At 41.5% G+C, this 17943-nt stretch carries 16 protein-coding genes and 2 pseudogenes; 13 read left to right on the top strand and 5 right to left on the bottom strand.

The window, feature by feature from the left end:
- The 10 genes and pseudogenes from AC5590_RS14695 to AC5590_RS14740 all read left to right on the top strand — a co-directional run.
- Nucleotides 1–182, top strand: a 182-nt coding sequence (locus AC5590_RS14695; protein WP_211178370.1) for a hypothetical protein, incomplete at its 5' end; no start/stop codon positions are given.
- A gap of 421 nt (nucleotides 183–603) precedes the next feature.
- Nucleotides 604–3819: pseudogene (locus tag AC5590_RS14700) on the top strand (phosphorylase b kinase regulatory subunit alpha/beta).
- 746 nt (nucleotides 3820–4565) lie between these two features.
- A complete protein-coding gene (locus AC5590_RS14705; protein WP_169264359.1) occupies nucleotides 4566–5111 on the top strand; it encodes a phosphate-starvation-inducible PsiE family protein in 546 nt (181 codons plus the stop codon).
- Nucleotides 5112–5488: 377 nt separating this feature from the next.
- Nucleotides 5489–5896, top strand: coding sequence for a hypothetical protein (locus AC5590_RS14710; protein ID WP_211178371.1), 408 nt, complete (start codon nucleotides 5489–5491; stop codon nucleotides 5894–5896).
- Nucleotides 5893–6051 (top strand): hypothetical protein, encoded by a 159-nt coding sequence (locus AC5590_RS14715; RefSeq protein ID WP_169264360.1) that lies wholly within the window; start codon nucleotides 5893–5895, stop codon nucleotides 6049–6051. Before AC5590_RS14710 ends, AC5590_RS14715 begins: the two co-directional genes overlap by 4 nt.
- A gap of 151 nt (nucleotides 6052–6202) precedes the next feature.
- A complete protein-coding gene (locus AC5590_RS14720; protein ID WP_348982699.1) occupies nucleotides 6203–6385 on the top strand; it encodes an HNH endonuclease in 183 nt (60 codons plus the stop codon).
- A gap of 20 nt (nucleotides 6386–6405) precedes the next feature.
- The gene (locus tag AC5590_RS14725) at nucleotides 6406–6870 is read left to right on the top strand and encodes a hypothetical protein (protein ID WP_169264361.1); all 465 of its coding nucleotides are present in this window, start codon (nucleotides 6406–6408) and stop codon (nucleotides 6868–6870) included.
- Nucleotides 6871–6957: 87 nt separating this feature from the next.
- Complete coding sequence (locus AC5590_RS14730) at nucleotides 6958–7281, top strand: hypothetical protein (RefSeq protein WP_211178372.1); 324 nt, start codon at nucleotides 6958–6960, stop codon at nucleotides 7279–7281.
- A 52-nt stretch (nucleotides 7282–7333) separates the two neighbouring features.
- A complete protein-coding gene (locus AC5590_RS14735) occupies nucleotides 7334–9133 on the top strand; it encodes a DnaJ domain-containing protein (RefSeq protein WP_169264362.1) in 1800 nt (599 codons plus the stop codon).
- A 225-nt stretch (nucleotides 9134–9358) separates the two neighbouring features.
- Nucleotides 9359–10230, top strand: a pseudogene (locus AC5590_RS14740) (Rpn family recombination-promoting nuclease/putative transposase).
- A gap of 24 nt (nucleotides 10231–10254) precedes the next feature.
- Here AC5590_RS14740 and AC5590_RS14745 read toward each other — a convergent pair.
- Both AC5590_RS14745 and AC5590_RS14750 read right to left on the bottom strand, forming a co-directional pair.
- The gene (locus AC5590_RS14745) at nucleotides 10255–11058 is read right to left on the bottom strand and encodes a sugar phosphate nucleotidyltransferase (protein WP_169264363.1); all 804 of its coding nucleotides are present in this window, start codon (nucleotides 11056–11058) and stop codon (nucleotides 10255–10257) included.
- Between the two features lie 178 nt (nucleotides 11059–11236).
- Nucleotides 11237–11551 (bottom strand): YkvA family protein, encoded by a 315-nt coding sequence (locus AC5590_RS14750; RefSeq protein ID WP_169264364.1) that lies wholly within the window; start codon nucleotides 11549–11551, stop codon nucleotides 11237–11239.
- A 218-nt stretch (nucleotides 11552–11769) separates the two neighbouring features.
- On the opposite strand from AC5590_RS14750, the gene AC5590_RS14755 reads away from it, so the two are divergent.
- On the top strand, nucleotides 11770–12552 hold the full coding sequence (locus tag AC5590_RS14755; protein WP_169264365.1) for a MotA/TolQ/ExbB proton channel family protein: 783 nt from the start codon (nucleotides 11770–11772) through the stop codon (nucleotides 12550–12552).
- Between the two features lie 37 nt (nucleotides 12553–12589).
- Nucleotides 12590–13282, top strand: coding sequence for an ExbD/TolR family protein (locus AC5590_RS14760; protein ID WP_169264366.1), 693 nt, complete (start codon nucleotides 12590–12592; stop codon nucleotides 13280–13282).
- A gap of 236 nt (nucleotides 13283–13518) precedes the next feature.
- On the opposite strand, the gene psb29 is transcribed toward AC5590_RS14760, so the two are convergent.
- The gene (psb29, locus tag AC5590_RS14765; protein ID WP_169264367.1) at nucleotides 13519–14226 is read right to left on the bottom strand and encodes a photosystem II biogenesis protein Psp29; all 708 of its coding nucleotides are present in this window, start codon (nucleotides 14224–14226) and stop codon (nucleotides 13519–13521) included.
- 208 nt (nucleotides 14227–14434) lie between these two features.
- Here psb29 and AC5590_RS14770 point away from each other — a divergent pair, with 208 nt between their 5' ends.
- Nucleotides 14435–15031, top strand: a complete 597-nt coding sequence (locus AC5590_RS14770; protein ID WP_169264403.1) for a chromophore lyase CpcT/CpeT — start codon at nucleotides 14435–14437, stop codon at nucleotides 15029–15031.
- A 436-nt stretch (nucleotides 15032–15467) separates the two neighbouring features.
- Here the strand turns inward: AC5590_RS14770 and AC5590_RS14775 are convergent, their stop codons facing one another.
- On the bottom strand, nucleotides 15468–15836 hold the full coding sequence (locus tag AC5590_RS14775; RefSeq protein WP_169264404.1) for an STAS domain-containing protein: 369 nt from the start codon (nucleotides 15834–15836) through the stop codon (nucleotides 15468–15470).
- Nucleotides 15837–16183: 347 nt separating this feature from the next.
- The gene (gene hemF / locus AC5590_RS14780) at nucleotides 16184–17233 is read right to left on the bottom strand and encodes an oxygen-dependent coproporphyrinogen oxidase (RefSeq protein WP_169264405.1); all 1050 of its coding nucleotides are present in this window, start codon (nucleotides 17231–17233) and stop codon (nucleotides 16184–16186) included.
- Nucleotides 17234–17943 lie beyond the last annotated feature (710 nt).

A 17943-nucleotide genomic window follows, 5' to 3' on the forward strand; every position in this document is an offset into this window, starting at 1 on the left:
CGGAGGGAGACCCTCCCGCAGCACTGGTCTCACCTCCTGCAGCGCTGTCTCACCGTGGGCGGGTCCCCCGACTTGAGGCACCTGGCGTGGTGAGGTTGAAAAATGTACTTCATGCAAACGAGAACTGCTATAACTCCACTGGTATCAATTCAGTCGTGCAGTTGACTTTGACTTGGGAATAAACAACTTTTAGTAATTGAGAATTATTTTGCTTTTCAGGTATAAACAGATATTAACTCCTTCTAAAAAAATGATAATTAGATATCTGTTTTATGTTTTGAAAAACTACAATTTTTCTAGCGATTTCCTACGTGTCTATGACCCTTATGTAGAAGTTTATTCTTATGGAGTATTAATAAAACTAATTTTCAGAACAAGAGAAAGTCGTCTAATAGCTGATAAATATTTGAAAAAATTTGACATTTCGAGTATCTTTCTCTAAAAATGGAGAAGCTAACTTGTATCTTGACAGGAGACGACAATTCATTTCTCATTTCGATCCACAAAACAAGTGCCTACTACAAAGGTAGTTTTGGCTTTGCTGACATAATTTACTTCACGATCTCAGGGTTGCATTCGGTGAAACAACGTAACAAATTAACTATGAAAACAGCCACTCAACTACAAGCTCGTCTTGAATGTTATTATCAGCAAATCAAGACAATTATCCTTACCCGTCAAAACCCAATTACAGGTTTGCTACCAGCAAGCACAGCGATAACTGCCCACGGAGATTACACTGATGCTTGGGTACGTGATAACGTTTACAGCATTCTGGCAGTTTGGGGGTTGGCGATCGCCTACCGGAAAGTTGATGATGACAAGGGACGCACATATGAGCTAGAACATAGCGTCGTTAAGTTGATGCGGGGTTTGTTATTTGCTATGATGCGCCAAAGCGCTAAATTAGAGCAATTCAAGCACACTCAATCTTCGTTGGATGCTTTACACGCTAAGTACAACACTGCTACGGGTGATATTGTTGTTGGTGATGACGAATGGGGACATTTGCAATTAGATGCCACATCAATATTTATTCTGATATTGGCGCAAATGACTGCTTCAGGATTGCAGATCATTTACACATTTGATGAAGTGAATTTCGTCCAAAATTTAGTTTACTATATTGGACGGGCGTATCGTACTCCAGATTTCGGTATTTGGGAACGAGGTAATAAAATTAATCATGGCAATGCAGAATTGAATGCCAGTTCTGTAGGTATGGCAAAAGCTGCATTGGAAGCGATTAATGGTTTGGATTTATTTGGTGTACACGGTTGTCAAGCATCGGTGATTCATGCGCTGCCAGATGAAATCGCTCGTGCCAGGATTACGCTAGAATCTCTATTACCTAGAGAATCGTCTTCAAAAGAAATCGATGCCGCGTTGTTGAGCGTTATTGGTTTTCCAGCATTTGCTGTAGAAGATGTAGATCTGCGGGAACGTACCCACAACGATATTATCAATAAACTCGAAGGAAAATACGGCTGCAAGCGCTTCCTGCGTGATGGACACCAAACAGTTTTAGAAGACAAAAACCGCTTACACTACGAACCATTAGAACTCAAACAATTCGAGCAAATTGAGTGTGAATGGCCTTTATTTTTCACCTATTTATTTCTAGATGGTTTGTTTCGTGGCGAACAAGAACAAGTGAAACATTACCAAGAGCGTTTAGAATCTTTATTGATTGAGCGTGATGGTTTGCATCTAGTTCCAGAACTTTATTATCTCCCAGAAGAATCTATAGAGGCAGAGAAGTTAGCACCTCAAACTCAGCCACGTTTACCTAACGAAAATGTTCCGCTCGTATGGGCGCAGAGTTTGTATTTTCTAGGTCAAATGTTAAGTGAAGGATTGATAGCAGTTGGAGATATTGACCCTTTGGGAAGATATTTATGCGTAGGAAAAAACCAGCAAGCTGTCGTACAAATCGCTTTACTTGCAGAAGATGAAGATTTACAAGCCAAACTGGCAGTTCATGGAATTGAGACACAAACACCCAAACAAGTCGAACCAATTCAGGTTCGACTCGCAGAGGATCTTTCAGCTATTTATACCCAAGTTGGACGCAACGATAAACTTGGTTTAACAGGACGTCCAGTGCGACGTTTGAGAAGTCTCACAACATCTAAGATTTTTCGTATTCGTGGGGAGACAGTTGTTTTTCTGCCCTCGGTTTTGGACTCTCAAGTGTTTTACTTAACTCTTGATTACCATTTTCTGGTTTATCAAATTAGAAGTGAACTTGCTTATATCCAAAAATATTGGATTGATTTAGGGCGTCCTATCCTGACTTTAATGTTGACTCATACCATGTTGGAAACAGGTAGTGAGGCATTACTTGCTCTGATGCAAGAACTAAATAACGGCATTTGTAACGGTGTACGGGTAAAATTGGGGCGTCTTAATCAGTTGATGTTGACTGCTGGAACACAACGGATTGATTTTCTTCAAGATGATTTTGAATATTCTCTATCTTCCATCAAAGATACTGCGCCTCGCTGCTCGTATCTAATTTACAATCCAGAAGGAAATTGGCCCTTAAAACATACTCAAGAATTTAAAATGGAGTGCGAAACAACCTTAAAATTGTTGCTCTCCTCTTTACGTTCATCGGAAAATCTCTACGAGCAAATAGAATTATTGCAGACTTTGGTTCGTTTGGAAGGGTTAGAATTTGATACAGGCTTTGGCGGAGCAGAAAATCCCGTAACTGTGGCAGATTTGCTGGATGAAGTTTACACTAAAGCAGGCGATTCCGGCATTTGGGCAGTTGTGCGTCGTGCTGCAGGGTTGCGACAAATGAGCGATATCGGCTTGTCGGACGTAGTGACAAGTATTGTGGTGCGGGGTAAGCAAGTTGCTGTGGGTAAGTCTTACAGCTAAGATTCACTCATCACTATTCCTCTGTCGCACAGCGAAATTGTTGAGAAAATAAATGACTATTGTCGGGAAGATATAAGCGATCGCGTTCTGACTCAAGAAGTTCTGATTTATCTGAGTGCTTTAATCAAGACAGAACCAGAACTGTTTAAAGGACTACTTACCCTCAGAATTGGTTACATGATTCTGTTGATTACCAGCGAACTGGTGCAAGAGTTAAACCTTACTCAGGATGAGGCTTATGAACACCTTATGCAACTGTCACCTTCGGAAGTTCAAACACGAGTACGTCAGGTATTATTTGAATACGTCAACTTGAGTCAGCTATTACGTCAGCAAGAATCTCTGCACCTCAAACAAAAAGAAAGTGACATAGATTGGATCGTGGTACCAGCTTCAGGAGATGAAATAGATGTACCATCCGGCGGTTGGCGACGGTTCCGCCAAGCTGAGGGAGCAACAGGACGTGTTCCAAAAGACTTTTTCAAGCAGGTTTGGCTGGTGATGGAACATTGCAAAGGGTTGGTGATTGGCGATAAGCTAGAACGCCGCAACCGTTTGGATAGCGAAGTCATTTTGTCAGAAATGACAGCAGGAGAAAAGAATTTTGCCTTGCAAGTAGAGCATTTGCTAAATAAAATAGAGGCTCCCGAATACCGACAAGTTAATATTGAGGCGTTGACGGAATTAGCAGCAGTTGCATCCAACAACCCCAACTTACAAATTGAAGAATATATCGTGTTGGATGTGTTAATCGGTCACGCCGTGCGATTAGCATGGTTAGAGAGTCATCCGAAAAGGGGCGATCGCTATGATGAAGATAAAGCCAATGCATGGCGATCATTCTACAACACCTCTCCAAAAGAGTGTGCTAGCTATATTCTGAAAGCGTTCCGCTTCTTGATAGAGTTTGGGCAAAATATAGCAGCTTAAGTCTGAAGTGGGTATAGGGTGCGTTACCGCTGCGTTAACGCACCTTTTTAAAGCAAAAGCTGTGAATTAAAGACTCTCCGAGATAGAAACAAAAATATGAATCAACTAACAATAGAACAATTGGATTTACTCCAGAATACTTTACGCCTTGCAGGGCAATTGTGAAACATACTACCTCAGCTACACTGACCAAATGCACCTGCGCAAGCTATAACATTAAGGGGGATTAAACCCAAGTTTTGGTATCAAATAATCTCTCATAAAATATAAAAAGTGTTTCTTGTACCACACCTCTGTAAGGATGTTTGGAAAGTGTCGTCTTGTACCAAGATTTATCGGCGAGTTCCCTAAATCCTCGGTGCCTTGAGAGCATTCTAATCTTGTGAACCTAATGCGAGCCGGAAAACTCGCATTAGTACACGAGCTTTCCGGCTCGCACTGCATTTAGGATGTTTCCGGATGCGGTTGGGAGGTAAAGGGAAATCTAAATGGTGTATTTGTTGACAACAATACTTCTCAAACATCCTGTTCTGAGATTGTGCCAGCTACATTTTGAAAGCTTTTCGTAATTTTCTTTAGGTAAGAAAATTACGAAAAAGATCGTTTGGGAATATTTTGCAAGCAATCGTAAATAATTTTTGTTCAAAGCTTGCCACTCATAGAACTCTCAAAAAAACTCTAGTTCTTGTTAATAACATTAGGTGGACTGACTAATTTGCTCTGTAGTTGTGCCGGTGGAAATGAAAATGCAAAAAAAAAAGCGCCAGAAGAGTCAATATTTATTTCACAATCGCTGGATTGACAGACAACGAATTGTTCGCAACATGGAGGCTTTCCAAGACTTAATTGTGATTGTCCTGTGTTTGAGTTTGTTTGCCTACATGGTTATGCAACTGTGGGAGATATTTACCCAGCTTACAGTGCCATTAAATCATCAACAAGTGACTGCAAAAATACTATTTTTGTTGATTTTGGTCGAATTATTCCGACTTCTAATGGTTTACTTGCAGGAGCATAGCATTGCTGTAGGAGTAGCAGTGGAGGTGTCAATAGTATCTGTACTACGAGAAGTCATTGTTCACGGAGCACTGGAAATTACTTGGGTTCAGGCTGCATCAATTTGTGGTTTACTGTTGATTCTGGCTGCGCTACTGCTAGTTTGTGCCAAGACACCACACATGGATTACATGATTAGTAAGACTAACCATAGCGCTCTTAACCACAGTGATGATGAGGAACAGGAAAACGGGAATAAAATGTCACATTCAACTCAATATGAGGAGATTGTTTAGAGGTAGAAGCTATTTTTATTTCATTTTCTTGTCTACCTAAGAATGGATGCTCACGGTGATTGTTGTTAGAGTTTCTTGTAAATAAGTTGACATAATTCCAGACTATACTGCAAGGTATGTCTGGAATTTTCAAATTCATCTATGCCAAACTTGGTGAAAGCGTAACAAATAGTACTTTTAAATTCTGAATAAACACTCTTGGGTGAGGGAGTGAGGAAAGTGTTGGTTTCATCCATAACGGGTTGCAATCCCCAGCAGTGGAGGGCTTTAAACAAACTTTAAGAAGATTAGACAATATTTTATTGATTATTCCTGGACAGTAACAATTTAGTTGTTTAGGTTAGATGTAATATACTTAAGCATACGTAAGTCAAATAATGACAGATAATCATAACGAAGAACTGAAAGATAAAGTAGAAGGTACAGCATTAGTAGCTGGAGGAACTATAGCTGGTGTTAGTGTATCCGCAATCGTTGGCGGTATGGGATTAGTTGGAGGTTTTGGAGGCGTAGCAATCGGCATGGCTCCTGTGACTGCTGCTGGTGCAGTTATTGGCACCGCTGCTTATGGGGCTAAGAAGGCAATAGAAGAGGGAGACGCCACAGCTATAGGTGCAGTCGCAGGAGGAGCAGCAGTTGGAGTAGGAGTTTCTGCTGTCGTTGGAGGTATGGGTTTAGCAGTTGGAGGAACTGCTGTCGCTATTGGTGCTGCGCCGGTTGTAGCAGCTGGCGCAGTAGTTGGACTCGCAGCTTATGGTTTGAAAAAGCTGTTTGATAAGTCGTGACAAAACAGACTCCCAATCCTGTCCAGAAATTTGTGCGTGGTTTGATTCGGGATTTGATTCATCAGGCTAACAGTGAAAAGGCTGATAAATCTAAAAAGCCAAAGGTGAAAAAGTCTGCTGCTACCAAATCCCGAACTAATACCAATTCTCCATGAAGATGCACTTAATATTTATTAAACGAACCGCCAAGACGCCAAGAACGCCAAGAATTAAAGAGTAAGTATTAAGTGCAAGTTTACAGAGAACTGGTATAAGTCAAAGCAAGATAGTAGTAAACGCTCCCGCCACATTCCTGCATCAGTTCGTGTGTCGGTTTTACACAAAGACGGTTATAAGTGCGTTTTTTGTGGTCGCAGTAGTCAGCAAGTGCAATTAGAAGTTGATCATATTGTACCTTTTTCCAAAGGTGGTAGTAATGACCTCAACAATTTGCAAACGTTGTGTACAGATTGCAATCGTGGGAAAGGAGCGCGTTTCTTGAAAAAGTAAGACTGAGTAAAATTAATATTATGTTATTTGATGTTTTTCAAGCAGGAATTAACTTATTTCGTGAAGTACATGAAACCAGATGGAATCCTTATGGTTTAGAAAGAGATATTTTACTATTTTTTAGAGATTTCAAAAAATCAATTGACTCCAAAGACGTACAAAGACTTCAAAGCTTAATCTCTGACAATTATTATAGTAGCTCTTATGTGAACCAGGATAAAAAACAGCTAATTTCCTGGTTTCAGACAGTTTTCCAAAAAATACCATCGTTTATATATCCTTCTCTAGAAATCGAAATATGTAAAGCACCAGAAGTAAGAAGTGAGGATACAGTTTATCTCGTCATCAGACCAACTCTGAATATTCACATTCTAGGAATTAATTTAGCATCTCAACTATTTGGAACTAACAATCGCATAGCTATGCTTATAGAGAGAAATGCCAGTTCTGGCTTATTCTCTCTTATCAATATGGAAGAAGTTTGATAACGAGTTGAAAAAAATAGTTAAAAAACACAAATCATTGGTTAAGTGTGGAAACAAAGTAATATAACAACTTGGATAAGGAAAAACATGGCTTACGTACACGAAATAAAATTCTACATCAGCAGCGAATCTGGCAAGTTAAAAGTAGCTCTCTATGACAGACCTGCAATTTTTTGCGACGAATTCTGGATCAAGAATGTCGATGCTTCAGAGATGGGTTTCATTTGCATACCAGATGGTTTGAAGCTTGAACAAAAATACAAAGTAGAAGTACTTGGTATCAAGCCTTTTCATGCTTCTAAGCCGGAATTTGATTTTATTGACAAATGTGCTGAAGCAGCTTTTTACGCAGCTAAACAAGCAGCTATGCAGGCAGTAATACCCAATCCGGGTTTACTACCTCCTTTGTGAGCTATGGGGTGTGAGTAGCTTAGGTAACTGAAATTACAGAGGACAAAAATAAGTGACACACAACTCCAAAACTGGTGCAGCATTTATTGCAGGAGGAACTATAGCAGGTGCTGGTATTTCTGCAACAGTAGGCGGGATGGGATTAGCCGGAGGATTTGGGGCAGTTGGAATTGGCACAGTTCCTGTAGTTGGTGCTGGCGCTGTCGTTGGTGCTGCTGCTTATGGTGTTTTCAAGGGAAGAGCAGAGGGAGATGCAGCTGCTTATGGTGCAATAGGGATTGGTGCAATAGGCGGTGCTGGTGTTTCTAGCGTTGTCGGTGGTATGGGATTAGTCGCACCCAAAATAGGTTTAGCTTTTGGAATTGGCACAGTTCCTATGGCAGGAATTGGTGCTGTGTTTGGACTCGCCGCCTACGGTATTGCCAAGTTGCTAGACGAAACCAGAACAAGAGAAACACCACCACAGGTTTTCGACAGAATGGAAGAGAAAATCTTGCAGATGGAAACTTATTCTGCTGTGTTCGAGTTAGACGCGTTGATGGAGTTAGAGGCATTTTTGACTGGTGAAGATCTCAACCAAAAATTTGCCGCTCTGGAAGTTGAGGATGAGTTACAGATGCTCAAGACAGAATTACACAAAAAAGCTCAAACTTCTCCTCCTAACATTGAAACAGAAGTTGTCTCCCTCAAAGGAGCATCACCTGAAACTTGGAAATGTGTGCAGACTCTTAGGGGACACACAGCCGCAGTGAATGCTATCGCCATCACTCCCGACAGCCAAACCCTAGCGAGTGCAAGCAATGACACAACAGTTCGTCTGTGGAACTTAAAAACAGGAAAATGGCTTTACACTTTAGCTGGGCAAGAAGAGGCAGTTTTATCTGTTGCTATCACCTCCGATAGTAAGACACTTGTCAGTGGGAGTGTTGCTCGCAAAATCAGCAGTTGGTATTTAGACACAAAAAAATTTTCCCGTACACTCTTCTATTTGAACTCTCCCTACAGTCATACTGGCTTTGTTTACTCAGTAGCCTTCAACCCTGACGGAAAAATTCTAGCAAGTGGTAGTGCCGATAAGACTATCAGAATTTGGGGACGATACACAGGAGAAGTAAAACGTACCTTAAATGGACACTCAGATGCCGTTTTGTCTGTTGCTTTTAGTCCCAATGGCGAAATTCTTGCCAGTGGAAGCGCCGATAAAACTATCAGAATTTGGGATTTAAAAAATTGGGGGCAATCTCATATTATCAGAGGACATTCAGGAGCAGTGAACACAGTTACTGTCAGTCCTGTTCGCGCAGCGTCCCCGAAGGGGTTTAATCAAACTCTAATTAGTGGTAGTACAGACACTACCATCAAACTGTGGAATCTCCACACTAGAGAATTGCTCAAAACTCTAAATGGACACTCAGCATCGGCTGTATCTGTTGCGATAAACCCAAATGGGCAAACTCTTGCAAGTAGCAGCACAGACGGTATTATTAATATTTGGAATTTACGAACTGGGCAACTACTACAAACTCTTTCTGGATGCAGTCCCGTTGCCTTCAGTTATGATGGCAAGACACTGGTGAGTGGTGGAAAAAGCGGCACAATCAAGATTTGGCGTCAAACCTTTGGCAGTGATGAATCCATACTTGAGTTTGTACCATCTGGAGAATGGTGGGAAGTTTTAGGTGTAGAAAAAACTGACAATCCAAAAGATGTAAAACGTGCTTATTTGAGATTAGCAAGGCTATATCACCCTGATGTCAACACTTCTAGCAATGCAAAAGCTGGAATCCAAGCAATTAATCAGGCTTATAGAGAGTACCGTCAAAAAATTAACGGTCAAACTTTTATAGTTTAAGGTGACACGCATTTGTCAATAAGCAATATTGCTAAAAAATAAGCAGAGATTGGGGTTGAAAGAGTTCTCCACCGTTCCGGAGTGAGGGTAATCGGATGCTTAATGGGTAGGCGATAGCTTCGCTTGCCTCACGCGCAAAGCGCACGCACTCGCGTTCGGCAGATCGCCTTTTTACCCATAACCTACTAAAATGAGTCATCGCCACAACCGCGCATCAACTCCCTCATGCCAAAATCCGCTGACATCAGCACCAAAAAATTAATCAGCCTCGCACCCGATAACTGGGTGAAATGGGTAACGCAACTTCCCGACATTACAGCCCAAGAAGTTCTCAACTCCGAATTCCAATGGATTAGCCGCGAGAGTGACGTATTAATCCGCGCTCAAAGTCCTCAATATGGGCAATTTCTCGTACTCAACGAGTTACAATTACGCTACAAACCGGAAATGCCTAAGCGAATGCGAGCATACGCTGCACTAGCGAGAAATTTGATTTGCCTACCTACCCCGTACTTATCAATATCCTTAAAGACAAAGAAGGTGATATCGAAATTCCCACGCGCTATGAGTCAGAGTTTGCAGGTTTACAAGTGCGTCAAGACTACCGCGTAATAAATCTTTGGGAAGTCGATGTGGAAATAGCTTTTCAACAACCCGTGCTATCTTTGCTTCCCTTTGTACCAATCCTCAAGGGAGGCGCCGAAGAAACCACCATACAACAAGCTTTGCAAATTCTCCGCGCAGACGAGCAATTGAATCAGTTAGAAACCGTTCTAGCATTTTTTGCTAGCTTCGTATTAGACAGTGCATTAGTTCAGCAAATCATGAGGTGGGATATGGCAGTGTTAAACGAATCTCCCTGGTATCAGCAAATTTTGAGAGAAGGAGAAGCACGAGGAGAAGCACGAGGTGAGGAACGAGGACGGCGAGAGGAGAAGCTGTCGAGTATTGAAATGGGTTTGGAAGTAAAATTTGGCACTGAAGGGTTACAGTTGATGCCAGAAATCGCTCGAATTTCCAATTTACAGCGATTAAAAGCAATTCAACGAGCTATCCTAACGGTAAATACTCTAGATGAATTACGGCAACTCATCTGACATACCCAGATGACGCCATCGCCTTTACTCACCTTCCTCACCAACCAAAGCAGCAAAATGCCGCACAGCCCGCACTAAATCATCTGGTGTACCAATATCAAGGTAAGTACCATCGGCAAATACTTCTGCTTCCACGTGAAAACCTTTATTAATCGCAGCTTGAATCACATCGCCAATCGGTATTTCTGGTTGCAGCGATAGGTTACTATTTACCGGAAGAGTCATAAGATACTCGTGCAAAAACAGTGTGAAAGCAGGTGTCCAAACTGCAATACCCCACATGTATCGCAAATCTGACTGGGGAGGTTTTTCAATTATCAGCCGTACTTTACCTTGATCGTCAAAGTCAACCATACCTGCTTTGTGAGGTTTATCAGTCGGGAATAATCCTAAGACGACATCAGCGTTACTAACTTCAAGGCGTGTCAAGATTCGTACGTAGGCATCTTTAGGTTGAAATAAAATATCAGGAAAACCCAAGGCTATGATCGCATCTTGGACAAAAGGATAAGCCTGATCTAAGGTGAAAGGCACACCATAAGACAAGCCCATAATGAGATAGCCCAAACTCATGGAAAGCATCGTGCCATCTCCAAAATATGCTGGTATATCCCACTTTCCAGAACGCAGTATAAAATATGCTTTATCAATGCCTGCTAGTTGCATTTTTTCTAGCAGATATTGAGAAACAACCTTCGGACGCCAGTTAGATTTAACACCAAAATCTTGAAAACCAATCGGATATAACTCTTTGCTAAGTGGTAAAGGAGAAATCCGGGTTGCTTGTCCACCAGCAGGTAGCAGTCCGATGATTTGGCGTTTTGTCATAGGTAATGAAAAATAAATAATTAAAAATTCTCTCTGCTATATTTGGTATATATTTTAACTACTTATAAGCTGAATAACTAATGACTAAATAAAAAATATCCCCCTTCCTAAAAAGTCCATTTGTCAGCAGCGACAAACAAAAAGGAGGGGGTTGTTAGGTTTTATAATGTTAGAAATACTACTTAACAGAAACAGCATCCACATCAATTGTATTCGCGCTGGAGGTAGAATCCTGGGTAGTAGTATTAGTGGCTTGAGGGTCAACCTGACCTTTACGCGTTTTAAAGCCTTCAATCATTAGCCCAGACACCTCAGTAACTAGCAATGTCATCAGAAAGACATCATCAATTTCTCCTACAATCGGAATGAAGTCCGGAACAACATCAATTGGGCTGACAAAATAAAGCAGTGTTCCTAAAATTACCCACCAGCGGTACTTAGGGTTACGAAGTACATTGCGGTACCAAGTATAAAGTGATTGGATCGGATTCATAGATTTTTACCTTCAGTTACCTTTAATTTTGGCAAATAATGACCTACACTTCCTGTGGGAATAACCGCCCTAGTTGGTCTGGAAGATGCTACTCGTAAGTTATTGCACTCATCTCAACTCTTGAATGGTAAACAATTATGATAGTTGTGCTTTAATCTCTAAAATAATCGGTGCTTCAGGACAATTGTACTACAAATGAAAGGAGGAAACTTACAACAGTGGATATCCTAGACTTGTTTAAGAAGGGCGGACCAGCAATGTGGCCATTGCTTGCTCTGTCGATTTTATCTTTAAGTGTGATTTTTGAGCGTTTGTGGTTCTGGTTACGAATTTTAAGCCAGGAAAAGGAGATAGTTAATCGTGTTTTGGATGCAGCTCGTGTTGATTGGATGTCGGCTGCTGATATTGCAAGACTTGCAACAAAGCAGCCCATCGGACGGTTTCTCTATGCACCTCTAAGTCTTCCCAAAAGCGATCTAGAAAGTTTCCGACTGGCGTTAGAAGCAACAGCAGAAGATGAATTGGCTGGAATGCGACGCGGCGAAAAACTCCTAGAAACTGTGATTGCTCTTGCACCTTTGTTAGGATTGTTAGGTACGGTTTTAGGGTTAATCCAATCTTTACGCTCTATTCGCATTGGTGATCTAGGAACCGAATCTACAGCCGGAGTTACCACTGGTATTGGAGAATCTTTGATTAGTACGGCAACAGGACTTATTGTTGCGATCGTTACTTTGGCATTCTACCGCTTATTTCAAGGCATAGTCGTTAACCAAGTGAAAATTTTTCGCAGGGCAGGCAATGATATGGAGTTGCTGTATCTCCAGTCTCCACCTGACTACACAAAGATGAGATCTGAAAATATAATACCACCTGTAACAATCATAGGGGATTCCATACCAGATAAGCTCAATTCTCCTCGAAAAAGAGGTAAATCCAAGTTTTCTGAAACACCTGAACCCTCCTCAGAGTCTGATTTGTCGGAACCAAAAGATAGTTAACAAAAAAAGCCCCAAACTCAGGTAGAAGAGCAAGAAAATGAAAATTAACCTACAGACTCCAGTAGAAGACGTCCAAATTCAAATCATTCCCTTAATAGATGTCGTTTTTTGTATATTGACATTTTTTCTTTTGGCAGCTTTGCAATTCACTCGCCAAGAGGAAATTAGTATAAATTTACCGAAATCAACTACCAGTACGCCATCTATTACTAATAAACCTAATGCAAATACACTTAGTGCAACAGCTCAACGGCAAATATTAACTTTGACGATCGATGCTATAGGGCAAACTTACGTAGAGAATGACTCAGTTAAACGGGAACAGATCAAAGAAACTTTTAAGAGCCACCTGCAACAAACTCCCAACGCTATTTTAGCTTTGAAAGTCAGTCAAACTGCGACATACAATGATGTTATATCAATGATAGACTTGTGGCGACAAGTGGGAGGCGATCGCATATCTTTTGTCACAACACCATCTTTCTCTAATCAACCGACAACTTCGCCTCTACCCTCGTCTGGTTCTGCGCCAGCAATACCATCTCTACCCAACACTTCACCCATCACTCCCATCAATCCACAAACTAACCCCTACTTCAATCTTCCCACAATACCCAATCCATCTCAAATTAACCAAGGTGTTAGCCCAGTTAATCCAGGAACTTCTCCTGTATTACCTAAAGTACCAACAGCGCCTTCCGGACAAACCAATCCTACTCCGAAAAGGTAATGAGGATGAGGGGGAAGTATTTTCTCTTCCTGCTTCCCCTGCACAAGATGGTTTGTTGTTGCTAAAACCTAAACATATAGAAAATAAATTTTAGTAAGTCTTTCGATTATTAATAGCTTTATATACAAACTACTACGTTTCTAAAGTAAGGGATAAACGAGCATCAATGATGAATTGTGAATCAGAGGTCTAGCTTCATAATTCATCATTATGCGTTTTATAGTTACAACTTATAACTATTCGTTAGCTTTTGGCGGAGCGACTTTGGTATTTGATTGTTGAGCACGCTGTTCCCGCTTTTTTCGGTCGGCTAAAACCATATCTGACATCGCTGTCAAAGCTTGTGACATCTTCTCTATATTAGAATAATAAATCTCTAAATCTTTGTTGAGTTTGTCATCAGAGATCTTCAAGCCATTGGCTATTGTTTTTAGTGCTTCGTTGCGTTTCTTTTCGTCCTTCACTAACTCTGGCTCTGAGTATTCTAATAAAGAGAATAAACCGATCGCGAACAAGCGGCTGTATTTAAATTTTGGATTGTTCGCTATTGCTTGTAAAGAGCCTTGAAAGTCAGCATCTCGATTGAGAGGAGTTTGTTGGCTTAACCACGCAGTGAGTTCTGAAGCGCTTATGCTTGTCGCCAATGCTTGTAAACGTTGAGCATCATGTTTGTAGCGTTGTGGATCTTCTTCTACAGATCGAAGGAGCGCATTAAAAATAGACTCCTTATCCCGTTCTGGCTGATAGCCTTCCATGAAGCGGTCAAAAGCAGTGATGACGCCCAAGGCATAAATAGGATCGTAGCTACAATCAACTTTTACTGACAGTAGGTGCATTTCCACCATTAATTCTTCCACAACCCGACGATAAATAGTGTTTATCGGACGGGTATGAAGGTTGTAGAAAGTTCGCTTAGTATCAGATACGGTACGGAGGTTATTCACAAAGCAAATATCAAGGGCGACGTAGTATTATTCTCTCGCTTTAATGGCACTTTGCCAAGTTTCAGTTTTAAGCGCGAAAACTGTAGTGCCAAAATTACTTTTATGGTGTGCAATTCTTTGAGCACAGAAGATGTAAGCTGTGATTATAACAACAATTCACCACATTGCACAACCAAATTGCTTGCATGGAATCGTGAATATGACACCTATGACTTTTCCAGCACAACTACTTACCGTAGCTAATTATCTCTCTGGTGAATTTGATAATCGAGAACAAGCTGTTGCAGAGCCGGCTTGGTACGTTCACCTTCGTCTGTGGCACAGACTTGTCCCTCTTTTTTCAGAAGACAGCGTTACCATATTTGCTGAACAAGCCAATATTGTCAACCTAGAGCGACCCTACCGCCAGCGCATTATGCGGATTTTGCAAGGAAGTGAGCCTGATGTAGCTCTAAAAATCCAGTATTATATGATCAAAGACCCAAGTACTTTGATTGGTGCTGGTCAAAATCCTGCTTTACTCAACACATTGACACCCAATCATTTAGAGTTACTACCGGGCTGTGTGCTTAACCTTACCCAGCAGTTATTAGCCCCCAATAGTTATAAGTTCAACGCTACCCCACCTCCAGACACTCCTTGCTGCTTTAGTGTCGGTGGTAATATCGTGCAAGTTTCCTTAGGCTTTGAGGTCACTGATGATAAATTTCTCAGCTACGACAAAGGAATTGATCCCACCACTGGAAAAGCCACTTGGGGAGCACTTTTAGGTCCCTACTGCTATACAAAGAGAGAACAGTACTGAGTTGTAACGTGAAAATTCTTCTGTTGCTCATACCAAGTTGCATTCAGAAATAGCATCTAGAAATAGGGGGATGGTAATGCGTGAATTATCTGATCTCCACGCCAGGTGCTACCCTATGGCGCTCCGCCACGCCTGACGGCTATCGGGAAGCCTTCTGGCGGGCGTCTACAAGTCGGGAAACCCGGACGTCCTTCGGGGAGAACCTCCGGTTCGGCTGCGCGCTCCCCAACGCACTGGCTCCAGTAGATGCTATGGGGGCTTTTGACTACTACACCTCTCCAAAAATGGCTATGAAACCAATACCCCGCGCTTGTACTAAAAATCATTTTTGGAGAGGTCTACTCACCGAACAGCCAAAATCCGTGTGGTGAGTAAGTGCACTGCTTCTTAATCCAAGCTACTACCTTTGAATGCAACTCAGTACTAGCTAGCAATATTAGCTAGCAATACTATCAGATTCACTTTCTAAAGCCTCCTGTTCTGTTTCAAATATTTCAAAAACTGTATCCATCATGGTGACTTCAAACACCAATTTTGCTTCTGGATGTACATTACAAATGCGAAAACTGCCCTTAACTTTATCAGCATCGCGCATTCCAGCGACTAAAGAGGTCAGACCGGAACTATCTATGAAATTGATTTGACCGAGATTCACTACAAGATGACGACTGAGTTTAGAAATACACTCTTGCAACTTCAGACGAAATTGCCAAGCAGTAGTAATATCCAAGCGACCAGTCGGTGTTAAAACGGTAACAGTTTTCCCCTCTTGGGTAGTATAAGTTTTTTGATCTATGTAATATATCACTGAACTTTCCCTTGACACTCCTCTATAAAGAGACTACGGTATAGTTTCCTCTTCACAGGATAAAAGCCAAAACCCTTGTTTTTGCGACTCTTCTCCTCGTTTTTACTACTGGAATAAGTTCCAGACTGAGTGAGGAACCCAAACCTGCGACAAGTTTATCGATGCTGTAGCTTATGATTTAAAAGCTACAACATCAACTGTCATATTTATTGCTAAGTGCTTCTCTTTAGTAGTCTAACTCACTAAAGAAGTAGTGAGTGCTGAATACTGAGTGTAGAATTTTCGTATTTAGCTTCTCAAGGGAATTTGGAGTTGCAGATGATTAATACTTCACTTCTTGGAACTCATGATTTCGGACTACTCGGTATCCAGTTTACCCAGTCTTGAGGTTTGAGGAAGATTTCGTACAACTCGGCTTCAGGAGAGTTTGGTTCAGGTTGATAACCGTATTCCCAGCGGACCAAGGGTGGTAGAGACATCAGAATTGACTCAGTGCGTCCGTTGGTTTGCAATCCAAAAATCGTCCCTCGGTCATACACCAAGTTGAATTCTACATACCTTCCCCGGCGATACAGTTGAAAATTTCGTTCGCGATCGCCATATTCCATTTTGTGTCGCTTTTCAACAATTGGTACATAAGCTGGTAAAAAGGCGTAACCACATTCTTGTGCAAAAGCAAACAGTTCTTCCCAACTGCGTGGTTCTAGTGTACCGACTTGGTTACTGTAACTAGCTGCAGGACCATCATTCTCAGGACCGCGATACAAGGAACCCCGACCTTCTTGGTAATCAAAAAACAGTCCGCCAACACCCCGCGTTTCTCCACGGTGTTTTAAGTAGAAGTATTCATCACACCAGCGCTTAAACACCGGGTAATATTCTGGGTGATGAGCATCACACGCTTGCTTTAGTGTTTTATGGAAATGGACTGCATCTTCGGCAAAGGGGTAATAAGGCGTTAAATCTACACCGCCACCGAACCACCACACTGGACCGGCCTCAAAGTAGCGATAATTGAGGTGAACAGTTGGTACATACGGACTACGTGGATGTAACACCATTGAGGTGCCTGTGGCATAAAAACCGTGCCCTGCTGCCTCTGGGCGCTGGGCTAAAATTGAAGGTGGTAGATGAGAACCCCAAACTTCCGAAAAACCGACCCCAGCTTGCTCAAATATTGCACCCTCACGTAGAATGCGCGATCGCCCTCCGCCTCCTTCTGGGCGTTCCCACGTATCTTCTTGAAATTTCCCTACACCATCCAGTTCTGCCAACGTTTGAGTGATTTTGTCTTGCAATTGTTTCATGAACTGACTAACTCTGGCTTTGGCGTCAGCTGGTAGAGTTTGAGTAGATTCTGCCCGCATTGTTGGAGTTTGGGAGTTGATGACCATAGACTCAAGAACCATTTATTACAATTTTGGTAAAAGCAAGAATTTTTCAACTGAAAATTTCTGAGCAACTGACACCAGAAAGCAGGCTAAAATTGCCCAATAAAAATATAGTCAAGCATTAATCACAACTGACGCACCTGACTACAGATAGTTATTTTCCCTCAAATGGGTGTGTACTTGTGCTTTTATTGATTTTTTTCAAGTTGTTTATGTTTATGTAAAGTTTTAGGATGGACACAACACTCTGGCAAATAAGTCTATAAGCACTTTTTATCTAGGAAATTTCAACTTCTGTCCAAAGAATAATTTCTGACCACATTAGCAGGGGGCGCTGATTGATATATATAAGGAAAGTTGTTTTTCGCCCAGAGGATTTCTGATCTGGCCGTCACTAACCAAGTAGTTTCACAAGAGCACTATGTTAATTTTTTTTTTGCTGCCCAAATTAACACGCTAGAGTGATAATCGAGTTATGAGCCAGGATTTGAAAATAATGCACGATGGATTTTCGATGAGCAGAGACTTCCCCGAAAGGCGAACGTATATTAATGTCCCCGGACTCAAAGAGCGTATTTGTTAATCAAAGTTAATGAAAAAGTCTGAGTTACACTTCACTCATCAAATTAGCATATATATGAAATGGCGACTTACTATGCTGAGGACAATTTTGAAAAAATTTAATGCAAGGGCTGAAGGCAAATGCTGACCAT

Origin of the sequence: Brasilonema octagenarum UFV-OR1, from assembly GCF_963888615.1 — a bacterium.
Taxonomy (GTDB): Bacteria; Cyanobacteriota; Cyanobacteriia; order Cyanobacteriales; family Nostocaceae; genus Brasilonema; species Brasilonema sennae.